Source organism: Streptomyces sp. NPDC058289, from assembly GCF_042880975.1.
In the GTDB taxonomy this organism is placed as follows: Bacteria; Actinomycetota; Actinomycetes; order Streptomycetales; family Streptomycetaceae; genus Streptomyces; species Streptomyces stoeckheimensis.
In genome coordinates this window covers 1-23,324 of the sequence record NZ_JBHVYI010000072.1, presented here as the reverse complement: position 1 = coordinate 23,324, position 23,324 = coordinate 1, and the positions used below count along the sequence as shown (strand labels likewise).

The following is a 23,324-nucleotide window of genomic DNA, read 5'->3' as shown; positions in this document are numbered from 1 at the left end:
CCTTCTCCCCGGCCGTCTTTTATTTTCCTCCCGCTACCCCGCGACTCCCCCCCCACCCCGGCGCCGCCGGCCCCCCCCCCCCCCCCCACCACCCTTCCGCGCACCGCCCCTCCGCCCTCCGCACCCAGCGATCCCCTTCCCCGTCCGGCCCGACTGGAGAACCGCCCATGCGCACCCGCACCCTCCTCCTCGGCCTGCTCCTCGGCCTCGCCGCCCTGCTGCTCCCGGCCCTTCCCGCGACGGCCGCGGACAACGGCACCTGGGGCGTCTTCCCGACGCCCCCGGCCGGTGCGGCGATGACCGACCGGGCGTACTTCTTCCACCAGGGCGAGGCCGGCACCACCATCAGCGACAGTGCGACGATCGTGAACTCCTCCGACAAGGAGCTGACGTTCCAGATGTTCGCCACCGACGCCGTCAACACCCCGGTGGGCGGCGGCTTCGCGCTGCTGCCGGTGGAGACGAAGCCCAAGGACGTGGGCACTTGGGTCGTGCTGCCGCCCGAGACCAAGACCACCGTCACCGTGCCGCCCAAGGGCCGCAAGGACTTCCCGTTCTCCGTGAAGGTCCCGGCGGACGCGACGCCCGGTGACCACGTGGGCGGGATCGTCGCCCTCAACACCGAGGTGGAGGGCATCCAGCAGGAGGGCAAGGTCCAGGTCGGGGTGAAGCGCCAGGTCGGCGCCCGGCTGTACTTCCGGGTTCCGGGCCCGGTGACCCCGGGGCTGAGCGTGGAGGACGTGAAGGTCAGCCGGGCGGCGCCGCTCCTGCCCTGGGTCAAGGACGCCCGCGCCAAGATCACGTACTCCCTGGTCAACCGGGGCAACGTGGTCGTCGAGCCGAAGGTGACGGTCTCCGCCGAGGGGCTGTTCGGCCGCCGGGTGCTCGACCGGCCGTCCCGTGAGCTGAAGCTCGTCCTGCTGCCGGGCCAGCGGATCGAGCTGACCGAGGAATGGGCGGACGCACCCCAGTCGGACTGGGTCACCGTCGACATCACCGTCGGCGCCTCCGCCTACCCCGACCTCGTCTCCTCCTCCGCTACGGGCTTCCTCGCCGTGCCGTGGACCGCACTCGGCGCCCTCCTGGTGCTGGCCGGCGCCGCCATCGCCGCCCGGGTGCTGCGCCGGCGCCGCCGGGCCGCCGCCGAACGGCCGGAACCGGCACCGGACTTGGCTGAAGCGCGGTGATCGGCCAAGGTGTCCCCAGGTGACGGCATTCGGCCATCGCCGGGCAGGCAACGGCGCCGGGGGGCACCACACATGGCACGACAGCACGGCGAAGCGGGGCCCGGCCGGCCGGCGCACGGAACCGTCCCCGCAGGTCCGCCGGCGGACACCGCCGCAGCGGGGATCGGACTGCTGACCCTCGTCGAGCGAACGCTGGGCACCGGCACCGCGGTGTACGTCCCGGGGGACGGCTGGATCCGGCTCACGCTCCCGCTCGACGACGGCGGTCCGGCCCCGGTCACGGTGGACGCGGTCGCGGACACCCGGCGGACCCCGCACGGGATCGCGTACCTCCTGCCGGGCGGCGGGCTGAACTTCGGCTCCGCCTTCTTCACCCCGTCCGACCTGAACCTCGCCCACCGGCTGCGCCGCGAGGGCCTGCTCGTCGTCGGCGTCACCCCGCGCGAGGACGCCGCGGCCGCGGAGGACATCGGCCCCGACTGGGGGCTCGCGGCGCACCGCCGGGATCTGGCCGCGGTCGTGGAGGCGCTGGACGGGGCGCTCGGGCTGCCGTACCAGTACGTCGGCCACTCCGCCGGGGCCCTGCTCGCCCTGGACGCGGCCGCGCACGACGACTCGCCCCGCCTGACCCGGGTGGTGGCGTTGGACACGACCGGCCCCTACTCCGGTGACATGGCCGTGCGGGCGGCCCAGACCCGGGACGCCTACGAGGCCCGGATCGGGCGGGGTGCGTACGCGACGGACCCGGGCCTGGCGGCGCTGTTCGCCCGGGCGGTCACCGACCCGGCGGGCTCCTCGGAGGTCCCCTGGCCCCCGGACCCCGGGCTCCGCTTCACCCACGCCGGGCTCGCCCACTTCACGCTGGTCCGCACCGCCCTGCTGCCCGGCCCTGCGGACTGGATCCACACCCAGGGCCAGGCCGCGGGCTCGTACGCCTTCGGAGCCGCCCCGGCCGGGGACCGCTTCGGCCTCACCCACACCACGCTCGCGACCTGGCACGCGGCCGCCGCCGGCCTGGGCAGCGGGCTGATCCCGGACGCCCTGTCGCGGGACCTGGCCGCGGTCTGGGCGGGCGACGAGAAGACGTACGCGATCGACTGGGAGCGGATCTCCGCCGAAGTGGTGTGGATCAACACCGAGCTGGGCCGCGGCGACCACACGCGCGGCCCCCGGCTGATCCGGGCGGGCGGCAACCCGCGGGTCCGCTTCACCGTCGTCCCGGGCTACGGGCACGGCGACCCCGTCTGGTCGGAGACGGCGGCGGCCGACGTCTGGTCACTGCTCTGAGCCCGGCGAAAACCCCAGCCCGGAGAGCCCGGCCGGAGAGCCCGGCCGGAGAGCCCGCCCGGACAGCCCGGCCGGACAGCCCACAACCGCAAGGCCCGGCCGGAAACGGGCTCGCCCCCCGCGGTGAGGGTTGCGGGGGGCGAGCGGTCTTACGAGGCGTACGGGGCCTGGCCCCGGACCCGGCGGTCAGTGGTTCCGCGGGAACCCGAGGTCGACACCGGCCGGGGCGTCCGACGGGTCGGGCCAGCGGGTCGTGACGACCTTGCCCCGGGTGTAGAACTGGATGCCGTCGTTGCCGTAGATGTGCAGGTCGCCGAAGAGCGAGTCCTTCCAGCCACCGAAGGAGTGGTAGCCCACCGGCACCGGGATCGGCACGTTGACGCCGACCATGCCCGCCTCGATCTCCAGCTGGAAGCGGCGGGCGGCGCCGCCGTCACGGGTGAAGATGGCGGTGCCGTTGCCGAACGGCGAGGCGTTCATGAGCGCCACGCCCTCCTCGTAGGTCTCGACGCGCAGCACGCACAGCACCGGGCCGAAGATCTCGTCGCGGTAGGCGTCGGAGTCGGTCTTGACGTTGTCCAGCAGCGAGAGGCCGATCCAGTGGCCGTTCTCGTTGCCCTCCACCGTGTAGCCGGTGCCGTCCAGGACCACGTCGGCGCCCTGCGCGGCCGCGCCCGTCACGTACGAGGCGACCTTGTCGCGGTGGGCTGCGGTGATCAGCGGGCCCATCTCGGAGGTCGGGTCGTTGCCGGGGCCGATCTTGATCTTCTCGGCGCGCTCGCGGATCTTGTCCACGAGGGTGTCGGCGATGGAGCCGACGGCCACGACCGCGGAGATGGCCATGCAGCGCTCGCCGGCCGAGCCGTAGGCGGCCGAGACCGCGGCGTCGGCGGCGGCGTCCAGGTCGGCGTCCGGCAGTACCAGCATGTGGTTCTTGGCGCCGCCCAGGGCCTGTACGCGCTTGCCGTTGGCGGAGGCGGTGCTGTGGATGTGGCGGGCGATCGGGGTCGAACCCACGAAGGAGACGGCCGCGACGTCGGGGTGCGCGAGGAGCGCGTCGACGGCGACCTTGTCACCGTGGACGACGTTGAGGACGCCCGCCGGCAGGCCGGCCTGGCTCGCCAGCTGCGCCAGCAGCGTGGAGGCCGAGGGGTCCTTCTCGCTCGGCTTGAGGATGAAGGTGTTGCCGCAGGCCACGGCCAGCGGGAACATCCACATCGGCACCATCGCCGGGAAGTTGAACGGGGTGATGCCCGCGACGACTCCGATCGGCTGGCGGATCGAGGAGACGTCCACGCGGCTGGACACCGAGGTGGACAGCTCGCCCTTGAGCTGCACGGTGATCCCGCAGGCCAGCTCGACGATCTCCAGGCCGCGGGCGACCTCGCCCAGCGCGTCGGAGTGCACCTTGCCGTGCTCGGCGACGATCAGCTCGGCGATCGCGTCGCGGTTGGCGTCCAGCAGGGCGCGGTAGGCGAACAGCACCTTGGTGCGGGCGGCCAGCGAGGACTGCCCCCAGGACAGGAACGCCTCCTTGGCGACCTGTACGGCGGCGTCGACCTCGTCGGCGGACGCGAGGGCGACCTGCGTGGTGACCTCGCCGGTGGCCGGGTCGGTGACCGGGCCGTAGTTGCCCGACGCGCCCTCGACGGTCTTGCCACCGATCCAGTGGTTGACGGTCTTCATGCCTAACTCCTTCACAGATGGCGACGTCGCTGCGCGGCTTGCCGGTCGTACTCTTCGCGGGCCTGGGCCGCCGACGCACGGGTCGCGGTCTCGGCCACAGGGACATCCCACCACGCCTGTGCGGGGGGCGGGCCCGACACAGTGTCGGGTGTTCGGGTCTGTGCGTAGACACATGTGGGACGGTCCGCCGCCCGCGCCTCCGCGAGGGCTTTGCGCAGGTCACCGATGGTGCGGGGGCGAATGACGGCCATCCCGAGGGAGGCCGCGTTGGCCGCCAGGTCCAGCGGCAGCGGCGCACCGCTGTACGAACCGTCCACCGCCCGGAAGCGGTAGGCGGTGCCGAACCCCTCGGCGCCCACCGCCTCCGAGAGGCCGCCGATCGAGGCGTATCCGTGGTTGTCGATGATCACCAGCCTGACCGGGGTCCCCTCCTGCACGGCGGTGACGATCTCGGTCGGGTTCATCAGGTACGTCCCGTCGCCGACCAGGGCCCACACCGGCCGGCCGGGGGCGGCCAGCGCGGTGCCGATCGCGGCGGGGATCTCGTAGCCCATGCAGGAGTACCCGTATTCGACGTGGTACTGGTCCGCGGAGCGGGCCCGCCACAGCTTGTGCAGGTCCCCGGGGAGCGAACCGGCGGCATTGATCAGGATGTCGTCACCGTCGACGAGGCCGTCCAGCAGACCCAGCACCTGTGCCTGCGTCGGGACGGAGTCCTCGTCGGGAGCCGCGTAGGCCCCGTCGACCAGCCGCTCCCACGCCCTCTTCCCTTCTTTGTACGCCGCCTCGTACGCGGGGTCCACCCGGTACCCGGCGACCTCGGCCCGGAGTTCCTCCAGGCCCTCCCGCGCATCGCAGACCAGGGGGCGGGCGGCGAGTTTGTGGGCGTCGTACGGGTCGAGGTTGAGCCCGAGGAACCGCACGCCGGGGTGCTGGAACAGCGTCGCGGAGGCGGTGGTGAAATCGGTGAGCCGGGTCCCGGCCGCGATCACCAGATCGGCTTCGCGGGCCAGCGCGTCGGCGGTGGCCGTGCCGGTGTGCCCGATCCCGCCCACATCGGCGGGGTGGTCCCACGGCAGGGCCCCCTTCCCCGCCTGGGTGGAGGCCACGGGGATCCCGGTGGCCTCGGCGAACTCGGCCAGCGCCGCCCCCGCCGCGCTGTGCCGGATCCCGCCGCCGGCGATGATCAGCGGCCGCGCGGAGCCCCGTACGGCCCGGGCGGCGGCCGCGAGCTCGGTGCGGTCGGGCCGGGGCCGGCGTACGCCCCACACCCGCTCGGCGAAGAACTCCTCCGGCCAGTCGTACGCCTCGGCCTGTACGTCCTGCGGCAGCGCGAGGGTGACGGCGCCGGTGCCCACCGGGTCGGTGAGGACCCGTACGGCCTGGAGGGCGGCGGGGATCAGGGCTTCGGGACGAGTGACGCGGTCGAAGTGGCGGGAGACGGGGCGCAGGGTGTCGTTGACGGAGACATCACCCGCATGGGGGACCTCCAGCTGCTGGAGCACGGGGTCGGCGGGCCGGGTCGCGAAGGCGTCCCCGGGCAGCAGGAGCACCGGGATCCGGTTGATGGTGGCGAGGGCGGCCCCGGTGACGAGGTTGGTGGCGCCCGGGCCGATGGAGGTGGTGACGGCGTGTGCGGACAGCCGCCCGCTCTGCCGCGCGTACCCGACGGCGGCGTGCACCATGGCCTGCTCGTTGCGGCCCTGCAGGAACGGCATCTCCTCGCGGCCGCTCTCCAGCAGGGCCTGGCCGATCCCGGCGACGTTCCCGTGCCCGAAGATCCCCCAGGTGGCGGCGATCAGGCGCTGCCGTTGCCCGTCGCGCTCGGTGTACTGCCGGGCGAGGAAGCGGACGAGGGCCTGCGCGACGGTGAGCCGCACGGTGTGCGTCATGCGGGGTCCTCCGCTCGGTGGTGGAAGGGCAGCCGGGGGTCGATGTCCCGGTCGGTCCAGGTGGAGCGGATCCACCCGTGGTCGGGGTGGTCCCGGATGAGCCACTCCCGGGTCGCGCCGGGTCCCGCCATGACGTTGAGGTAGTACATGTCGTGGCCGGGCGCGGCGATGGAGGGACCGTGCCAGCCGTCCGGGATGAGGACCGCGTCACCGGTCCTCACCTCGGTGAGGATGTCGGTCTTCCCCGCCGGGGAGGGGCTGACACGCTGATAGCCGAGGCCGGGCGTGTCCCCGTGCGGGGCGATCTCGAAGTAGTAGATCTCCTCCAACCGGGATTCCACGCCGGGGTGGTGCTCGTCGTGCTTGTGGGGCGGGTACGAGGACCAGTTGCCGCCGGGGGTGAGCACCTCCACGGCGATGAGGCGGTCGCAGTCGAAGACGCCGGCGGCGGCGAAGTTGTTGACCTGGCGGGAGCACTGTCCTGCTCCGCGGAGCTCTACGGGGACCCCGGCGGCGGCGCCGTACCGGGCGGGGAGGCGCTGCTCGCAGCGGGCGCCGACGAGCGCGAAGCGGCCGCCCTCACGGGACCTGACCTCCGCGTGCCCGTCCCGGGGCAGGTAGGCGAAGTCGGTGGGACCGTCGAACACCCCGCGCCGCCCCCGGAGTCGGAAGACCCGCGGTCCGCTCCCGGGTCCCGGGGCAGCGCCCCGGACCGGGGGGCCGGGGGCTGCGCCCCCGGTTTCGGGAAGGGGCGGGGTGGGGGAAGGCTCCGCGCAGCGGACCTCGCAGCCGCCTGCCAAGGGGAGGACGATCCACTCCGACTCCCCGCACTCGTACGCGTACACCTCCCCCGGCGCGAGGTCGAGCACGAGCAGCCTCGTCCAGTCCATCGCCCACTCAGACACCACCGGCACGACCGAGCACCTCCTCGACTTCCTCCGCGAACGGCATCGCGGTCGAACAGGCCAGCCGCGAGGCCACGATGGCCCCGGCCGCGTTCGCGTAGCGGATCACCCGCTCCAACTCCCATCCCGCGAGCAGCCCGTGGCACAGGGCCCCGCCGAAGGCGTCCCCCGCGCCGAGCCCGTTGACCACGGTCACCGGCACCGGCGCAGCCTCCACCGCCGTCCCGTCGCGGTGGACGGCCAGGACCCCGGCCGGGCCCCGCTTGACCACCGCCAGCTCCACTCCGGCGCCGAGCAAGGCCCGCGCCGCCGCGTAGGGCTCGGTCTCGCCGGTGGCGATCGCGCACTCCTCTGCGTTGCCCACGGCCACGGTGGCGAGGGACAGCGCCCGGCGGTACCACTCCCCGGGCCCCTCGGCCGCGTCCCCGTCCCCGGAGGGCCACAGCATCGGCCGCCAGTCCAAGTCGAACACCGTGAACGGGCTCCGGCCGCGTGCCTCCAGCGCGGCCAGGGTGGCCGTCCGGCTCGGCTCCGCGCTGAGTCCCGTACCGGTCATCCAGAACACCCGCGCCGCCCGCACCGCGTCGAGGTCGAGCTCGGCCGCGGCGATCTCCAGGTCCGGAGCCTTCGGGTACCGGTAGAAGTACAGCGGGAAGTCGTCCGGCGGGAAGATCTCGCAGAAGGTCACCGGCGTCGGATAGGCCGCCACCTCCCCGGCCCACCGGTCGTCGACCCCGAACCCGCGCAGTTCCGACCGGAGATACGCGCCGAAGGGGTCCGCGCCGGTCCGGGTGATCACCGCCGTCCGCCGGCCCAGCCGGGCCGCCGCGACGGCGACGTTGGTCGGGGAACCCCCCAGGAACTTCCCGAAGGTGTCCGCCTCGCCGAGCGGTACGCCCGTCTTCAAGGGGTAGAGATCCACCCCGATCCGGCCCATCGTGATCAGGTCGAACGCCAACGGATCCGCAGCCATCACCACACCATTCCTCCCGACCGAGTGCTCCCCGTACCCAAGAGCCTCGCACCCTAAGGTGGCCGTATGACGTCCTCACCACCCGCGTTGACCCGTATCCGCGTCGGTTCGGCTCCGGACTCCTGGGGGGTCTGGTTCCCCGACGATCCCCGGCAGACCCCGTGGGAGCGGTTCCTCGACGAGGTCGCCGAAGCCGGGTACGAGTGGATCGAGCTCGGTCCCTACGGCTATCTCCCCACCGATCCCGTCCGGCTCGCCGACGAGGTCGGGGCGCGCGGCCTGCGGGTCTCCGCGGGAACCGTCTTCACCGGACTCCATCACGGGCCCGCCGTGTGGGAGGACACCTGGGAGCACGTGTCGCGGATCGCGGAGCTCACCCGGGCGGTGGGCGCGGCGCACCTCGTCGTGATCCCGTCCTTCTGGCGGGACGACAAGACCGGCGAGGTGCTGGAGGACCGCACCCTCAGCCCGGAGGGCCGGCGCGAACTGACCACGCAGACCGAGCGGCTGGGCCAGCGGGTCCAGGACGAGTACGGGCTGCGGATCGTCGTCCACCCGCACGCGGACACGCACATCGACACCCCCGAGAACGTGGCGCGCTTCCTCGACGCCACCGATCCCGCGCTGGTCTCCCTCTGCCTGGACACCGGGCACTACGCGTACTGCGGCGGCGACAGCGTCCAGGCGATCGAGACGTTCGCCGAGCGGATCGGCTACCTCCACCTCAAGCAGGTCGATCCGCGGATCCTCGCCGAAGTCGTCCGGGACCAGATCCCCTTCGGGCCAGCCGTGGCCCGCGGGGTGATGTGCGAGCCGCCGGCGGGGGTGCCCGCGCTGGAACCGGTGCTGGCGGCCGCCGAGCGGCTCGGCGTGGACCTGTTCGCCATCGTGGAGCAGGACATGTACCCGTGCCCGCCCGACCGGCCGCTGCCGATCGCCCGCCGCACCCGCGCGTACCTGCGCTCCTGCGGCGCCCGCTGAACCGCGTCCCCCGGCCGTAACTACCGTACGAACCCTCGTGGAGGAACAGAACATGACCAGCACGCTCGGCATCGCCGTCATCGGTACCGGGAAGATGGGCTCCGACCACGTCCGCCGCTTCGGGCGGACGGTCGGCGGGGCCCGGGTGGTGGCCGTGGCCGACCCGGACGGGGACCGCGTCAAGGAGGTCGCGGCCGGTCTGGAGGGGGCGAGCGCGCACACCGATCCGGCGGCCGCGATAGCGGCGCCCGGGGTGGACGCCGTACTGATCGCCTCGCCCGGGCCCGCCCATGAGGAAGCGATCCTGCACGCGCTGGAGCGGCGGCTGCCGGTGCTCTGCGAGAAGCCGCTGACCCCCGATCCGGCGGGCGCCCTGCGGATCATGGAGGCGGAGGCGCGGCTGGGCCGCCGGCTCGTCCAGGTCGGCTTCATGCGGCGCTACGACGCCGAGTACGCGCGGCTCAAGGAGCTGCTCGACGCGGGTGGCATCGGGCGGCCGCTGTTCCTGCACTGCCGGCACCGCAACGCCGCCTCGCCGTCCTTCTTCACCAGCGACATGCTGATCAGCGATTCGGTGGTGCACGAGGTGGACGCGGCCCGCTGGCTGCTGGGGCAGGAGATCACCGCGGTGACCGTGTTCTCCCCGACGCCCGCCGCGGGCGCCCGCGAGGGGCTGCGCGATCCCCGGTTCGTCCTCATGGAGACCTCCGGAGGCGCGGTGGTCGACGTGGAGATCTTCGTCAACTGCGGCTTCGGCTACCAGGTGCAGTGCGAGGCGGTCGGCGAGTCGGGCACCGCCCGGATCGGCGACGGCCACGCGATGGTCGTCCAGTCGGCGGGCCGGTGGGGCGGGGAGATCGACCAGGACTTCACGGTGCGGTTCGCCGACGCCTACGACCGCCAGCTGCGCCGCTGGGTCGCCGCGGCCGCGCTGGGCCGCGTGGACGGTCCCGATGCGTGGGACGGCTATGCGGCGGCGGCCGTCTCCGAGGCGGGCCTCACCGCGGCCCGCAGCGGCGTACGGACCCAGGTGGAACTGGCCCAACGCCCGTCCCTGTACCGCTGATCCGCCCGCCCCGGCCTCGGGACGCGCCCGCGGCCGGCCTCCTGACGACAGGGGCATCATGGGGGAATGCCTGAGATACCTTCCTCCGCGGCTCCGGTCGCGATGCGGCTCCCCCAGTACACGAAGGCGGAGCAGGACGAGATCCTCGGCGGCGGCGCCGACCCCTTCGGTGTGGCCGCGGCCGGCCTGACCTGGCTGCCCAAGGAGGAACACTTCGGCGTCTCCTACGGCGACCGGCTGCTGGCACACGCGGGCCTGCTACGGCTGCCCGTTGCGATCGGCGCCGCCGAGACGGAGGTGGTGGGCGTCGGAGGAGTGGCCGTCGCACCCGACGTACGAGGTCGCGGGCTGGCGCGGCTCATCCTGGCGACCGCACTCGACCACGCACGCACGATGGGCCCGCGGTACGCGCTCCTGTTCTGTCGACCGCCGCTCGTGGCTCTGTACGAGCGCCTCGGATGGCGCCTCCTCGACGAGGACGTCCTCGTCGAACAACCGGGAGGCCGCTTGGTCGCCATGCCGGTGCGCACCATGGTGACCTCCCTGCACGATGCCGCGATCTGGCCCTCGGGTCCGGTACGGCTGTTCTCCCTCCCGATGTAACGGGGCGCAACCGGGGGTGGCGCCTGCGCCTTGTGTGCCACCTGTGTCACGGGGGTCGTCGGCGTGTCACACATGTCCGCATTACGCGGGTCTTCCGTCACAGCCGAACGACAGCCCCTCCCCTGACCTCACCCTGCGTCGTTCCCCGGGCACAACCTGAGTGATCGTCAGTGTCCACGCGCCGGCTCCCCCGACGGCCTCCCGGCCGCCCCCGCGGCGTGGACAAGGAGGTGTCGAGGATGAGCGACCGACAGCTGTGGTCGTACAAGGAGATCGCCGCTCACATCCGGGTCCAGCCGGACACGGTGCGCTCCTACCGCAAGCACGGGCTGTTGCCCGCACCCGACCATGTGGAGGGTGGCAAGCCCTACTGGTACGCCGACACCATCCGCGCCTGGGTGGCGCGTCGGCCCGGCAACCGCGGACGCCGCGAGGACTGACGCGACGTCCGGTCCAGGACGGGACCCTCCCGGGCCCCGTCCGCTAGCGGCTCCCGGCGGGCACCGGCTCGGGCTCGGGCTTCGACTGCTCTGCAGTCGGCGCCGGTTCCCCCTCGCTCAGCCCGAAGCGTTCGTGCAGTCGACGCAGGGGAGCCGGCGCCCACCAGGTGGCCTTCCCGGTCAGCTTCATCACCGCCGGCACCAGCAGGCTCCGCACGACCATCGCGTCCATCAGCACGGCCAGTGCGATCCCCAGGCCCAGCATCTTGGTGTTGGTCACCCGCGAGCTGCCGATGGCGACCATCACCACGGCCAGGATCACGGCCGCCGCGGTGATCAGTCCGCCGGTGCGGGTCAGCCCGGCGCGCACCGCACCCTCGTGGTCCCCGGTCCGGTCGTACTCCTCCTTGATCCGGGATATGAGGAACACCCCGTAGTCCATGGAGAGTCCGAAGGCGATGCAGAACATCAGCACGGGCAGGGTGGTCTCGATGTCTCCCGTGGAGGTGAAGGACAGCAGTCCGGAGAGGTGGCCCTCCTGGAACACCCACACCACCGCCCCGAACATCGCGGTCAGGCTGAGCGCGTTGAGCAGCACCGCCTGGATGGGTATCAGCAGGCTCCCGGTGAGCAGGAAGACCAGGAGCAGCGTGGCCAGCACCACGACGGCCAGGGCCAGGGGCAGTTTCTCGGCTATGGCATCGCGGGCGTCGACGAGCACGGCGGCCTGTCCGGTCACTGCGGTGTCGAAGGGCGCGTCCACCGCCCTGACCAGGCCCACCAGGTCCTGGGCCTCCTGTCCCACTTCCTCGCCCTTGGTGAGCACCGAGAAGTAGGCGTATCCGGTGCCGCCGGCCGAACTCACCGGCCCTTCCACCCCCAGCACTCCGGGCAGGGCTGCCACCCGCTGCTTGTAGGCGTCGAGATCGGCGGCGCCGGAGGCACCCTCGGTCAGCACGGTCAGTGCTCCGCCGGGGCTGCCCGGGAAGCCTTCGCGGATGTGCTGCTGCACCACGTGCGATTCGGCGGTCGCCGGCAGCTGCCGGTCGTCCACGGTGCCGAACTTCACTCCGAGGAAGGGCAGTCCGAGCAGCAGCAGTCCGGCCGTGGTGGCCACGGCGAACACCGGGGCGCGGCGCATCACCAGGTCGGTGAGCCGGGCCCAGCCCCGCCCGCCCCCGGCCCGTCCCGGGTCGCTCCCGGCCGGCCCGGCCCGGCGCCACAGCCGGCGCAGGTCGAAGGAGTTGACCCGCTCTCCCAGCAGCACCAGTGCCGCGGGCAGCACGATGAGCGCGGCCGCGGCGGCGAGCAGGACGACCGCGACTCCGGCGTAGGCGAAGGAGCGCAGGAAGTACATCGGGAAGAAGAGCATGGCCGAGAGGGCGACGGCCACGGTCAGCGCCGAGAACATGACCGTCCGCCCGGCGGTCCGCAAGGTGACTCCGACGGCCGCCACGGGGTCGCGCCCGGCGGCCAACTCCTCGCGGAACCTCCGCACGATAAACAGGGCGTAGTCGACGGCGAGGCCGAGCCCGAGGGCGGTGGTCAGGTTCTGCGCGAAGACGGAGACGTCGGTGAACTCGGTGAGCCCGCGCAGCACGGCATTGGTTCCGATGATGGCGATGATGCCGACACCGAGGGGCAGCAGGGCCGCGACGGCGCTGCCGAAGACGAGGACGAGCAGGACGAGCGTCACGGGCAGGGCGATCAGCTCGGCGAGGAGCAGGTCCTCCTGGATGGTGGAGGTCACCTCGCGCTGGACGGCGGCCGGGCCGCCGAGGGACACCTTCACCGGTCCGTGCTCGCCGCGGTAGCTCGGCACGATCCGGTCCAGGACGGCGTTGGCCGTCTTCTCGTCGCCGAGCACCCGGGCGGCTATCAGGGCCTGCCGGCCGTCCTCGGAGCGCAGGGTGGGCATCCCGGTCCGCCAGTACGAGCCCACGCCGGTCACCCCCTGCTCGGCGGCGAGCCGCGCCGTCAGCCGCTCGGCCTCGGCGGCGACGGCGGGGTCGTCCACCCCGGCCGCCCCGGCGGATGCTCCGGCGGCCCCTATGTCAACGAGGAGCAGCAGATTGGGCTGGGAGCCGGGGAACTCGCGCTCCAGCGCCTTGGTGGCATAGGTGGAGCCGGCGCCGGGGTCCTCCCAGCCCCCGCTTCCCAGCCGGTCGGCGACGCCTCCGCCCGCGAAGACGGCCAGGGCCGTGACCACGAGGGCGAGCAGCAGCGAGAGCCTCGGCCGTGTGGTGACGAACCCGGTCCACCGGCCGCTCTCCCCAGGCGACGGCGGTTTCTTGACTTCAGTCATGTCTCGGTGTCCCCTTCACCGTGATTGCCAGGCCACTTAGACTGGCAAACACGAGCAGTCGCTCGCGTTTCTCAAGAATGCGAGCGACCTCTCGCGTTTGTCAATCACCCACGGGAAGCAACGGGAAGCAAGGGATTGGACATGCGGGAGACCTCGCGGACCAAAACTCCGGACAAAGCAGGCGAACCGACCGCGGAAGCCGCGCCGGGAACAGCGACGGGAACAGCGACGGGAACATCAGCGGAGGCCGCGCCGGGAACCACGACGGAGGCCGCCCCCCGCCGCCGCCAGGCCCGCGGTGAGCGCCGGATCGCCCAGCTCCTGGCGGCCGCCGCCGGGGTGTTCTGCCGTACGGGGTACGCGGCGGCCAGCACCAACGCCATCGCCCGCGAGGCCGGCGTCTCCCCGGGCACGCTCTACCAGTTCTTCCCGAACAAGGAGGCCATCGCCGTAGAGCTCGGCGGACACCTCCTCCAGCGCGCCCACGAGGCGCACGGCCGGGCCTTCCTCCCCGAGAACCTGAACCGACCGCTGCCCGAGCTGCTCGATGCCGTCCTGGATCCGGTCATCGCCTTCAACTGCGAGAACCCGGCCTTCTGGGCGCTCATGCACGGCTCCGGCGTCCCCGGCATCTCCCAGGAACACGACGAGCTGCACGTCGGCATGCTGACCCGCGTCGAGGAGGTGCTGCGTGCCTGCGTCACCCCCGCCGCCGACGGCGCCCCCGAAGCCGAGCTCACCCACGTCGCCCACATGGTGCTCGGGATCGTCAAGACCGCGCTCGAACTGATCCTGGCCAGCGAGGGCGCGGAACGGGCCGCGTACGTCACGGAACTGAAGACCGTCCTGTTCCGCTACCTGGACCCGATGTTCACCACGCTTCCTCCTCGCTGACCATCTGCCCGGCACCCCCGGACCCCGGCCCACCGGGCCCGGATCCCACGCCGGTGCCGTCAGCGGATCCCGCCCGCAAGCGGAGCCCCACCAGCGGGAAGACCAGTACGGACACCATCCCGGCCCCGACCAGCGCCGCGGCCTCCCCCGACCCCAGCTTTCCCTCCTGCACGCCCAGGGTGGTGATCGCCACCACCAGCGGCAGCGCCGTGGAGCCGAACAGCACCAGCGCCGACCGGTCCCGGCGCCCGAGGTCCCGGGGGGCCAGCAGCCAGATCGGGAGCCCCCGCACCACGAGGAAGAGCAGCAGGAACACCGGCAGCAGCAGGAGCACCCGCCCGCCCCCGAGCAGTGCGGCCAGGTCGAACTCGATCCCGGTGACCACGAAGAACAGCGGCACCAGGAAGCCGAAGCCCATGGCTTCCACCTTCGACAGCACGGCCTCGCTGCTCTCCGGGGCGGCCCCGTGCAGCACGAGCCGGGTGATCAGCCCGGCGGCGAAGGCGCCGAGCAGGACGTCGAGGCCGAGCACTTCGGAGAGCGCCAGGAACGCCACGAGGATCAGTACCACCAGGCGCACCGCGAACTGGCCGCTGCTGTTCAGGGTCTTGGCGATGACCCGGGCGAACCAGGGCGGCTTGGGCCGCATCGCCCAGAACACGGCGGCGGCCGTGAGCACCGCGAAGCCGATCAGCAGCGCCGCCGACTGCCCCGGCGCCCGCCCGCTGAGCAGCAGGGCCATCGCGATGATCGGCCCGAACTCGCCGACCGCGCCCATCGCCATCATCACCGAGCCGAACCGGCTCTGGAGGTCCCCCGAGTCCCGCAGGACCGGCAGGATCGTGCCGAGGGCGGTACTGGTGAGCGCGGTGCCGATGTAGACGCCCTTGTCGAACCCGCCGCCCGACAGCAGCAGTCCGAGCCCGAGCCCGAGCCCGAGGGCGGCCACCCAGGCCCACACCGACCGTTTCAGGGTGTCGCCCTTGACCTGGGCGAACTGGATCTCGTAACCGGCCAGGAAGATCAGCATCGCGAGGCCGAGCTCGCTGAGCACGTCGACGACCTCGGTGGAGTGTGCCCAGCCGAGGACGTCGGGTCCGACCAGGACGCCCAGGACGATCTCGAAGATCACCAGCGGAACGGGGAGCCAGCGCGAGACCCCGTACGCGAGAAGGGGCGCGAGCACCGCGATCGACATGATCAGGATGAGAGTGATCCCCGAGTGCGCCATGTGTGCCATTTACATACGCTTCACGCGGATTGTCCACCGCAAAAGATCTCGTCGGATGCTCGCGTCGATACCCCCTAGGGGTATAGTCTCGAAGTGTCGGGATGAACGGTGGACTCTCCACGAGCGATCCGCCGCCCCTTCCGGCCCCCCGGACACGCCCTTGAAGAGGAGAACGACATGAGCGCCGACACGGACACCCAGACCACCACCGTCTACCGGGTGACCGGCATGACCTGCGGACACTGCGAGGGCGCGGTCACCACCGAGCTCTCCGCGCTGGCAGGCGTCAGCTCGGTCAAGGCCGTCGCCGCGACCGGCGAGGTCACCGTGGTCTCGGCCGCCCCGCTCGACGAGGCCGCCGTACGCGCCGCCGTCGACGAGGCCGGCTACGAGTTCGCCGGCCAGGCCTGAGCCCTCCCTCTTCGGCCGTACCCCGCAGTACCCCGCCGGGCCGTACCGGCCAGCTCATACTGGTTCCGTACGGCCCGGCCCTCCCCCTGGAGCCGGAACATGAGCAGCAGCACAGTGCACGACGGACCCATAGCGGCGGCCGGCGCCACCGCGCCCACGGCCGAGGTCGAGCTGACCATCGGCGGGATGACCTGCGCCTCCTGCGCGGCCCGCATCGAGAAGAAGCTGAACCGGATGGACGGGGTCACCGCCTCGGTGAACTACGCCACCGAGAAGGCCAAGGTCTCCTACGGCGCCGACGTGCAGGTCGCCGACCTCATCGCGACGGTCGTCAAGACCGGCTACACCGCCGAGGAGCCCCCGCCGCCGGAGCCCGAGACCGTGACCGGGCCCGACCCGCAGGCCGCCGAGGGGCAGGAAGCACGCGACCCCGAACTGGCCGCGCTGCGCCAGCGCCTCCTGGTCTCCGTGACGCTCTCACTGCCCGTCGTCCTGCTCGCGATGATCCCGGCCCTCCAGTTCGACAACTGGCAGTGGCTCTCGCTGACCCTGGCCGCCCCCGTCGTCGTCTGGGGCGCACTCCCCTTCCACAAGGCCGCCTGGACCAACGCCCGGCACGGCGCCGCCACCATGGACACCCTGGTTTCGGTGGGCACCCTGGCCGCCTTCACCTGGTCGCTGTGGGCCCTGTTCTTCGGGCACGCCGGGATGCCCGGCATGCGGCACGGGTTCGCCCTCTTCACCGTTCAGGGGGGCTCCGTCTCCCGTACGGACGGCTCCTCTGCGATCTACCTGGAGGTGGCGGCCGGAGTCGTCAGCTTCATCCTGCTCGGCCGCTACCTGGAGGCCCGCTCGAAGCGGAAGGCCGGCGCGGCCCTCAAGGCCCTGATGCGGCTCGGCGCCAAGGACGTGGCGGTCCTGCGCGGCGGGACCGAGGTGCGCATCCCCGTGAGCGCGCTCGCGGTGGGCGACCGGTTCCTCGTCCGGCCCGGCGAGAAGATCGCCACCGACGGCACGGTCGTCGAGGGCAGTTCCGCCGTGGACGCCGCCATGCTGACCGGTGAATCGGTCCCGGTCGAGGTCACCGTGGGCGACACCGTCACCGGAGCCACCGTCAACACCTCGGGCCGCCTCGTCGTCGAGGCCACCCGCGTCGGCTCGGACACCCAGCTCGCCCGGATGGCCAAGCTGGTCGAGGACGCGCAGAACGGCAAGGCCGAGGTACAGCGCCTCGCCGACCGGATCTCCGGGGTCTTCGTCCCGGTCGTGCTCGTACTGGCCCTGGGCACCTGGGTCACCTGGCTGCTGATCACCGACAACCCGACGGCCGCCTTCACCGCCGCCGTGGCCGTCCTGATCATCGCCTGCCCGTGCGCCCTGGGCCTGGCCACCCCGACCGCACTGATGGTCGGCACCGGCCGGGGCGCGCAGCTCGGCATCCTGATCAAGGGCCCCGAGGTGCTGGAGTCCACCCGCCGCGTGGACACCGTCGTCCTGGACAAGACCGGCACCGTGACCACCGGCCGGATGACCCTGGCCGGCACCCACCCCGCCGAGGGCGTGGACGCCACCGAACTGCTGCGCCTGGCCGGGTCCCTGGAGCACGCCTCCGAGCACCCGATCGCCCGGGCCATCGCGGCGGGCGCCGCCGAGCTCCCCGGCGGCCTGTCGGTCCCGGAGGGCTTCGAGAACCACGGCGGCCTCGGCGTCCAGGGCGTGGTCGACGGCCACGCCGTCCTGGTGGGGCGCGAGAAGCTGCTCGCCGACTGGTCGATCGCGCTGCCCGCCGCCCTCGCCGAGGTCAAGGCCGCCGCCGAGGCCGAGGGTTCCACCGCCGTGCTGGTCGCCTGGGACGGGGAGGCCCGCGGGGTGCTGACCGTGGCCGACGCGGTCAAGGAGACCAGCGCCGAGGCCGTGTCCCGGCTGCGGGCGCTGGGGCTGACCCCGGTCCTGCTGACGGGCGACAACCAGGCCGTGGCGCAGACCGTGGCCCGCGCGGTGGGCATCGACGAGGTGATCGCCGAGGTCCTCCCGCAGGACAAGGTGGACGTCGTGCGCCGGCTGCAGGCGCAGGGCCGTACGGTCGCCATGGTCGGCGACGGGGTCAACGACGCCGCCGCGCTGGCCCAGGCCGACCTGGGCCTGGCCATGGGCACCGGCACCGACGCGGCGATCGAGGCGAGCGATCTGACCCTCGTACGGGGCGACTTGCGCGTCGCGGCGGACGCGATCCGGCTCTCGCGCCGGACCCTGGCCACCATCAAGGGCAATCTCTTCTGGGCCTTCGGCTACAACGTCGCGGCGCTGCCGCTGGCCGCCGCCGGACTGCTCAACCCGATGATCGCGGGGGCCGCGATGGCCTTCTCCTCGGTCTTCGTGGTCACCAACAGCCTGCGGCTGCGGTCCTTCCGCTAGTGATCACCCTTCACGTCTCACGCACATCCCCTTCACACGAGACGCAGATCACAGGGGCCCCGACGTAACCTTCGGGCAGCCCCGTGGGTCTAATGGGGCGATGCCAAAACGTGTTGGGACGACTACACGTTTCCTCGGCACGCAGACACCCGGTCCGGGTCCCGTGGGGGGAATCCGTTCCGGGGTAAGGAAAGCGCCCCGACCTTCGACCCGTGGGGGGATCGATGGCGGGGCGCTTTTCCTGTACTGCGAGTCCTGCTGGTCCTACGAGTCCTGCGGGTACTGCGGCTCGGCCCTCGGGTCAGCGGGACTCGACCGGAACGAAGTCGCGCAGGACCTCGCCGGTGTAGATCTGGCGCGGGCGGCCGATGCGGGAGCCGGGCTCCTTGATCATCTCGTGCCACTGGGCGATCCAGCCGGGCAGGCGGCCGATCGCGAAGAGCACGGTGAACATCTCGGTCGGGAAGCCCATGGCCCGGTAGATCAGGCCGGTGTAGAAGTCGACGTTCGGGTAGAGGTTGCGCTCGACGAAGTACTCGTCGGCCAGCGCGTGCTCTTCCAGCTTCAGGGCGATGTCGAGGAGCTCGTCGTCCTTGCCGAGCGCCGAGAGGACATCGTGCGCCGCCGCCTTGATGATCTTCGCCCGGGGGTCGAAGCTCTTGTAGACGCGGTGTCCGAAGCCCATCAGGCGGACGCCGTCTTCCTTGTTCTTCACCTTGCGGATGAAGGCGTCGACGTCGCCGCCGTCGTTCTTGATGCCCTCGAGCATCTCCAGAACCGACTGGTTGGCGCCACCGTGCAGCGGGCCCCACAGGGCCGAGATGCCGGCGGAGATCGAGGCGAACATGTTCGCCTGCGAGGAGCCGACCAGACGCACGGTGGACGTCGAACAGTTCTGCTCGTGGTCCGCGTGCAGGATCAGCAGCTTGTCGAGCGCGGCGACCACGACCGGGTCCAGGTCGTACTCCTGGGCCGGCACGGAGAAGGTCATGCGCAGGAAGTTCTCGACGTAGCCGAGGTCGTTGCGCGGGTAGACCACCGGGTGGCCGACCGACTTCTTGTACGCGTACGCCGCGATCGTCGGGAGCTTGGCCAGCAGCCGGATCGTCGAGAGGTTGCGCTGCTTCTCGTCGAACGGGTTGTGGCTGTCCTGGTAGAACGTCGACAGCGCGCTGACCACGGAGGAGAGCATCGCCATCGGGTGCGCGTCACGCGGGAAGCCGTCGTAGAAACGCTTGACGTCCTCGTGCAGCAGCGTGTGCTGGGTGATCTCGTTGCGGAACGACGCGAGCTGGTCGACGGTCGGCAGCTCCCCGTTGATCAGCAGGTAGGCGACCTCGATGAAGGTCGAGCGCTCCGCCAGCTGCTCGATCGGGTAACCGCGGTAGCGCAGGATGCCCTGCTCACCGTCGAGGTAAGTAATGGCGGACTTATAGGCGGCGGTGTTTCCGTAGCCGCTGTCCAGGGTGACCAGCCCGGTCTGAGCCCTGAGCTTCGAGATGTCGAAGCCCTGGTCACCGACGGTGCTCTCGACCACCGGGTAGGTGTATTCACCGTCCGCGTACCGCAGTACTACAGAGTTGTCGCTCACGTCATCCCTCACCGACGTAGTGCCTCTTCTTCGAGGTGCCCTGACTGCCTCTACCTTCCCCCATTTGGCGCAGGTGAGTGCACTCGGGGTCGAGCTTTGGTGTTTTCAACGGCACTGAGTGCCGCCAAGGAGCACATCCTGCCCCCTCGGCAACCGTTGTAGGAACCCCAAATGATCGATCATCTAGGTGATGTTTCCCACCGGTATGCGGCCGGACAGCCGGGGTGCGACGGCCGTGTACCTCCTGCCTGCAGAAACGGTACGCACCGCCTGGCTCAGGGCTTTGCGGGACCCGACCAGGACGACCAGTTTCTTCGCCCGGGTGACCGCCGTGTAGAGCAAGTTGCGTTGGAGCATCATCCAAGCACCGGTCGTGACGGGGATCACCACCGCCGGATATTCACTCCCCTGGGAGCGGTGGATGGTGACGGCGTACGCGTGGGCCAGCTCGTCGAGCTCCGCGAACTCGTAGGCCACTTCCTCGTCTTCGTCCGTGCGCACCGTCAGCCGCTGTTCCTCCAGGTCAAGGCCGGTGACCACGCCGACCGTGCCGTTGAAGACACCGTTGGCGCCCTTGTCGTAGTTGTTCCGGATCTGCGTGACCTTGTCGCCGACGCGGAAGACGCGGCCGCCGAACCGCTTCTCGGGCAGGTTCGGCCGGGCCGGCGTGATGGCCTGCTGGAGCAGCGCATTGAGGTTTCCGGCGCCGGCCGGACCGCGGTGCATGGGAGCGAGGACCTGGATGTCCCGCCTCGGGTCGAGACCGAATCTGGCCGGAATACGACGGGCGGCGACGTCGACGGCGAGCTTTCCGGCCTCCTCGGTGTCCTCCTCGGGGAAGAGGAAGAAGTCGGGCAGCCCGTCGGTGATGGGCGGCAGGCCGGTGTTGATCCGGTGGGCGTTGGTCACCACCCCGGACTGCTGGGCCTGCCGGAAGATGGTGGTCAGTCGGACGGCCGGGACCGGTCCGCCCTCGGCGAGCAGATCGCGCAGCACCTCCCCCGCCCCGACCGAGGGCAACTGGTCCACGTCCCCGACCAGCAGCAGGTGGGCACCCGGCGCCACGGCCTTGACCAGCTTGTTCGCCAACAGCAGGTCGAGCATCGAGGCCTCGTCCACGACGACCAGGTCCGCGTCGAGCGGCCGCTCCCGGTCGTACGCCGCGTCCCCGCCCGGTTTCAGTTCCAGGAGCCGGTGCACGGTGGAGGCCTCGGTCCCGGTGAGCTCGGCCAGTCGCTTCGCCGCCCGGCCGGTGGGGGCGGCGAGGACGACCTTGGCCTTCTTGGCCCGGGCCAGCTCCACGATCGAGCGGACGGTGAAGGACTTCCCGCAGCCCGGCCCGCCGGTGAGGACCGCGACCCGGCGGGTGAGGGCGAGGCGTACCGCGTCCCGCTGCGCGGGGGCCAGCGTGGCTCCGGTCCGGCCGGCGAGCCAGCCCAGGGCCTTGTCCCAGTCCACGTCCCGGAAGGCGGGCAGCCGGTCCTCGTCCGCGTTCAGGAGGCGGCGCACCTGACCGGCCAGGGACAGCTCGGCGCGGTGGAACGGCACCAGGTACACGGCGGTGAGGGGGTCCGGGCCGCCCTGTGGGTCCGGCACGGATTCCCGTACGACCCCTTCCGGATCGGCGGCGAGCTCGGCCAGGCAGTCGATGACCAGCCCGGTGTCCACCTGGAGCAGCTTGACCCCGTCGGCGATGAGTCGGTCCTCGGGCAGGAAGCAGTGGCCCTGGTCGGCGGACTGGGACAGGGCGTACTGCAGGCCGGCCTTGACCCGCTCCGGGCTGTCGTGCGGGATCCCGACGGCCTGCGCGATGCGGTCGGCGGTGAGGAAGCCGATGCCCCAGACGTCGGCGGCGAGCCGGTACGGCTGGTTCTTCACCACGGAGATGGAGGCGTCGGCGTACTTCTTGTAGATGCGCACGGCGATGGAGGTGGAGACGCCGACCCCCTGGAGGAAGACCATGACCTCCTTGATGGCCTTCTGCTCCTCCCAGGCGGCGCCGATCAGCTTGGTCCGCTTGGGGCCGAGGCAGGGCACTTCGATCAGCCGCTTCGGCTGCTCCTCGATGACGTCGAGGGTGTCGAGGCCGAAGTGCTCCACGATCCGGTCGGCGATCTTCGGACCGATGCCCTTGATCAGGCCGGAGCCGAGGTAGCGCCGGATCCCCTGGATGGTCGCGGGCAGCAGCGTCGTGTAGTTCTCCACGGTGAACTGCCTGCCGTACTGGGCGTGCGAGCCCCAGCGGCCCTCCATGCGCAGCGATTCACCCGGCTGGGCCCCGAGGAGGGATCCCACGACCGTCAGCAGGTCTCCGGCGCCACGGCCGGTGTCCACCCGGGCGACCGTGTACCCGCTCTCCTCATTGGCGTAGGTGATGCGCTCCAGCACCCCCTCGACCACCGCCGGCGCCACGGCCGCGTTCGTCGTCATGGCCCGAAGCTACAGCCCGGGTGCGACAGTTCCGCCGGGCCTGTGGAAATCGAGGCGGCGACCTCGGCGACCGCGTGCGGCCGAGCGGAGCGGCCGAGCGGAGCGGCCAAAAGGGGGTCCCGCCTTCCGGCCGGACCCCCTCACGGTTACCCCTCCCTCGTCGGACTTCCCGATCCCCCCGGATCCCCCCGGAAGTCCCGACGCACCATACGACCCGCGACCCCTGCCCGTGGTTGCACGCGAATCCGGAACTTTACCTTTCCATTACTCAACGGGGTTCCGGACGCCATCCGAGGTGCCGCCGAATCGCCACAGAAGTAGCGTTTCAGGCATGAGCGAACCTTCCTTCCAGGACGACGTGCTGACCGAACTCGGCGACGACCGGCTGACCGAGATCGCCGGCCTCCTCGGCACCGACACGAGCGGTGCCCGCGATACCGTCGCGGCCACGGTCGGGGCGATGACCGGCGACCTCCAGCAGAAGGCCGACGCCGATGACGACGACGGCAACGAGGTCCGCCAGGCCTTCGCCGAGGTCACCCAGGCCCCGCTGGAAGGCGTGGCCACTCTCGGCGGCGGCCTGGGCGGCATGCTCAGCGGCGGGATGATGGCCGGGGTGCTCGCCAAGGTGAGCAAGCCCGTGGCCAATGCCGTCTCGAAGAAGACCGGCATCCCCGCGCCCACCATCGCCCGGGTCATCGAACTGCTGATCCCGGTCCTGCTGGCGGTCTTCGCCAAGCGTGCGGCCGGGAAGGCCGGGGGCGCGGGAGCCGGGGCGCCGTCGGCGGCGGGCGCCGAGTCCCCGATCCCTTCGCCGGGAGCGGTACCGGGAGCAGTACCGGGAGCGGCGGGTGCGGCCCCCGCAGGTCCGGCAGGCGCGGCCCCGGCGGCCGGCGGCAGCCTCGGCGACCTGCTCGGCCAGATCCTCGGCGGCGGCAAGAAGTAGCCGGTTCTTCCAGCAGCGCCTCACCCGTTCGGACGAAACGGCCCCGGGTCGGGTCCGGACCGCCCCCCGGCGGTCCGGACC

General features: G+C 71.9%; 18 protein-coding genes. 10 read left to right on the top strand and 8 right to left on the bottom strand.

What is annotated here, in order from left to right; translation table 11 throughout:
* Nucleotides 1-167 precede the first annotated feature (167 nt).
* Together ACFVX6_RS29810 and ACFVX6_RS29805 are read left to right on the top strand one after the other, a co-directional pair.
* Nucleotides 168-1,187: a WxL protein peptidoglycan domain-containing protein gene (locus tag ACFVX6_RS29810; RefSeq protein WP_389696647.1), complete on the top strand. Its 1,020-nt coding sequence runs from the start codon at nt 168-170 to the stop codon at nt 1,185-1,187.
* A gap of 72 nt (nt 1,188-1,259) precedes the next feature.
* On the top strand, nt 1,260-2,474 hold the full coding sequence (locus tag ACFVX6_RS29805) for a hypothetical protein (protein WP_389696645.1): 1,215 nt from the start codon (nt 1,260-1,262) through the stop codon (nt 2,472-2,474).
* A gap of 186 nt (nt 2,475-2,660) precedes the next feature.
* On the opposite strand, the gene ACFVX6_RS29800 is transcribed toward ACFVX6_RS29805, so the two are convergent.
* Genes ACFVX6_RS29800 through iolC form a run of 4 tightly spaced genes read right to left on the bottom strand, consistent with a single transcriptional unit; the run spans nt 2,661 to nt 7,930 of the window.
* Nucleotides 2,661-4,160: a CoA-acylating methylmalonate-semialdehyde dehydrogenase gene (locus tag ACFVX6_RS29800; RefSeq protein ID WP_389696643.1), complete on the bottom strand. Its 1,500-nt coding sequence runs from the start codon at nt 4,158-4,160 to the stop codon at nt 2,661-2,663.
* 11 nt (nt 4,161-4,171) lie between these two features.
* On the bottom strand, nt 4,172-6,052 hold the full coding sequence (iolD, locus tag ACFVX6_RS29795) for a 3D-(3,5/4)-trihydroxycyclohexane-1,2-dione acylhydrolase (decyclizing) (RefSeq protein WP_389696641.1): 1,881 nt from the start codon (nt 6,050-6,052) through the stop codon (nt 4,172-4,174).
* Nucleotides 6,049-6,942: a 5-deoxy-glucuronate isomerase gene (iolB, locus tag ACFVX6_RS29790; RefSeq protein WP_389696651.1), complete on the bottom strand. Its 894-nt coding sequence runs from the start codon at nt 6,940-6,942 to the stop codon at nt 6,049-6,051. The genes iolD and iolB overlap by 4 nt, the downstream gene beginning before the upstream one ends.
* 7 nt (nt 6,943-6,949) lie before the next feature.
* Complete coding sequence (gene iolC / locus ACFVX6_RS29785) at nt 6,950-7,930, bottom strand: 5-dehydro-2-deoxygluconokinase (protein ID WP_389696639.1); 981 nt, start codon at nt 7,928-7,930, stop codon at nt 6,950-6,952.
* A gap of 66 nt (nt 7,931-7,996) precedes the next feature.
* Here iolC and ACFVX6_RS29780 point away from each other — a divergent pair, with 66 nt between their 5' ends.
* The 4 genes from ACFVX6_RS29780 (at nt 7,997) to ACFVX6_RS29765 (ending at nt 11,020) form a co-directional block, all read left to right on the top strand.
* Nucleotides 7,997-8,911, top strand: coding sequence for a sugar phosphate isomerase/epimerase family protein (locus ACFVX6_RS29780; protein WP_389696637.1), 915 nt, complete (start codon nt 7,997-7,999; stop codon nt 8,909-8,911).
* 52 nt (nt 8,912-8,963) lie between these two features.
* Nucleotides 8,964-9,977: a Gfo/Idh/MocA family protein gene (locus ACFVX6_RS29775; RefSeq protein WP_389696635.1), complete on the top strand. Its 1,014-nt coding sequence runs from the start codon at nt 8,964-8,966 to the stop codon at nt 9,975-9,977.
* A gap of 66 nt (nt 9,978-10,043) precedes the next feature.
* Nucleotides 10,044-10,580 carry a GNAT family N-acetyltransferase gene (locus tag ACFVX6_RS29770; protein WP_389696633.1) on the top strand — a complete coding sequence of 179 codons (537 nt, stop codon included), beginning with the start codon at nt 10,044-10,046 and terminating at the stop codon, nt 10,578-10,580.
* Nucleotides 10,581-10,819: 239 nt separating this feature from the next.
* Entirely contained in the window at nt 10,820-11,020 is a 201-nt protein-coding gene (locus ACFVX6_RS29765; RefSeq protein WP_053674774.1) for an AlpA family transcriptional regulator, read from the top strand.
* Nucleotides 11,021-11,063: 43 nt separating this feature from the next.
* On the opposite strand, the gene ACFVX6_RS29760 is transcribed toward ACFVX6_RS29765, so the two are convergent.
* Complete coding sequence (locus ACFVX6_RS29760) at nt 11,064-13,325, bottom strand: MMPL family transporter (protein WP_389696631.1); 2,262 nt, start codon at nt 13,323-13,325, stop codon at nt 11,064-11,066.
* Between the two features lie 141 nt (nt 13,326-13,466).
* Between ACFVX6_RS29760 and ACFVX6_RS29755 the strand changes: the two genes are divergently transcribed.
* Nucleotides 13,467-14,219, top strand: coding sequence for a TetR/AcrR family transcriptional regulator (locus tag ACFVX6_RS29755; protein WP_389696629.1), 753 nt, complete (start codon nt 13,467-13,469; stop codon nt 14,217-14,219).
* Here the strand turns inward: ACFVX6_RS29755 and ACFVX6_RS29750 are convergent.
* Nucleotides 14,197-15,450, bottom strand: coding sequence for a cation:proton antiporter (locus ACFVX6_RS29750; protein ID WP_389696649.1), 1,254 nt, complete (start codon nt 15,448-15,450; stop codon nt 14,197-14,199). The two genes, ACFVX6_RS29755 and ACFVX6_RS29750, sit on opposite strands and share 23 nt — an antisense overlap.
* A 177-nt stretch (nt 15,451-15,627) precedes the next feature.
* Between ACFVX6_RS29750 and ACFVX6_RS29745 the strand changes: the two genes are divergently transcribed.
* Entirely contained in the window at nt 15,628-15,861 is a 234-nt protein-coding gene (locus ACFVX6_RS29745; RefSeq protein ID WP_266908685.1) for a heavy-metal-associated domain-containing protein, read from the top strand.
* A 99-nt stretch (nt 15,862-15,960) separates the two neighbouring features.
* Nucleotides 15,961-18,276: a heavy metal translocating P-type ATPase gene (locus ACFVX6_RS29740; RefSeq protein ID WP_389696627.1), complete on the top strand. Its 2,316-nt coding sequence runs from the start codon at nt 15,961-15,963 to the stop codon at nt 18,274-18,276.
* Nucleotides 18,277-18,577: 301 nt separating this feature from the next.
* On the opposite strand, the gene ACFVX6_RS29735 is transcribed toward ACFVX6_RS29740, so the two are convergent.
* Together ACFVX6_RS29735 and ACFVX6_RS29730 are read right to left on the bottom strand one after the other, a co-directional pair.
* Nucleotides 18,578-19,867, bottom strand: a complete 1,290-nt coding sequence (locus ACFVX6_RS29735) for a citrate synthase (RefSeq protein ID WP_243335006.1) — start codon at nt 19,865-19,867, stop codon at nt 18,578-18,580.
* 183 nt (nt 19,868-20,050) lie between these two features.
* Nucleotides 20,051-22,297: an ATP-dependent RecD-like DNA helicase gene (locus tag ACFVX6_RS29730; RefSeq protein ID WP_389696625.1), complete on the bottom strand. Its 2,247-nt coding sequence runs from the start codon at nt 22,295-22,297 to the stop codon at nt 20,051-20,053.
* Nucleotides 22,298-22,628: 331 nt separating this feature from the next.
* On the opposite strand from ACFVX6_RS29730, the gene ACFVX6_RS29725 reads away from it, so the two are divergent.
* Nucleotides 22,629-23,243 carry a DUF937 domain-containing protein gene (locus ACFVX6_RS29725; RefSeq protein WP_389696623.1) on the top strand — a complete coding sequence of 205 codons (615 nt, stop codon included), beginning with the start codon at nt 22,629-22,631 and terminating at the stop codon, nt 23,241-23,243.
* The last annotated feature ends 81 nt before the right edge of the window (nt 23,244-23,324 follow it).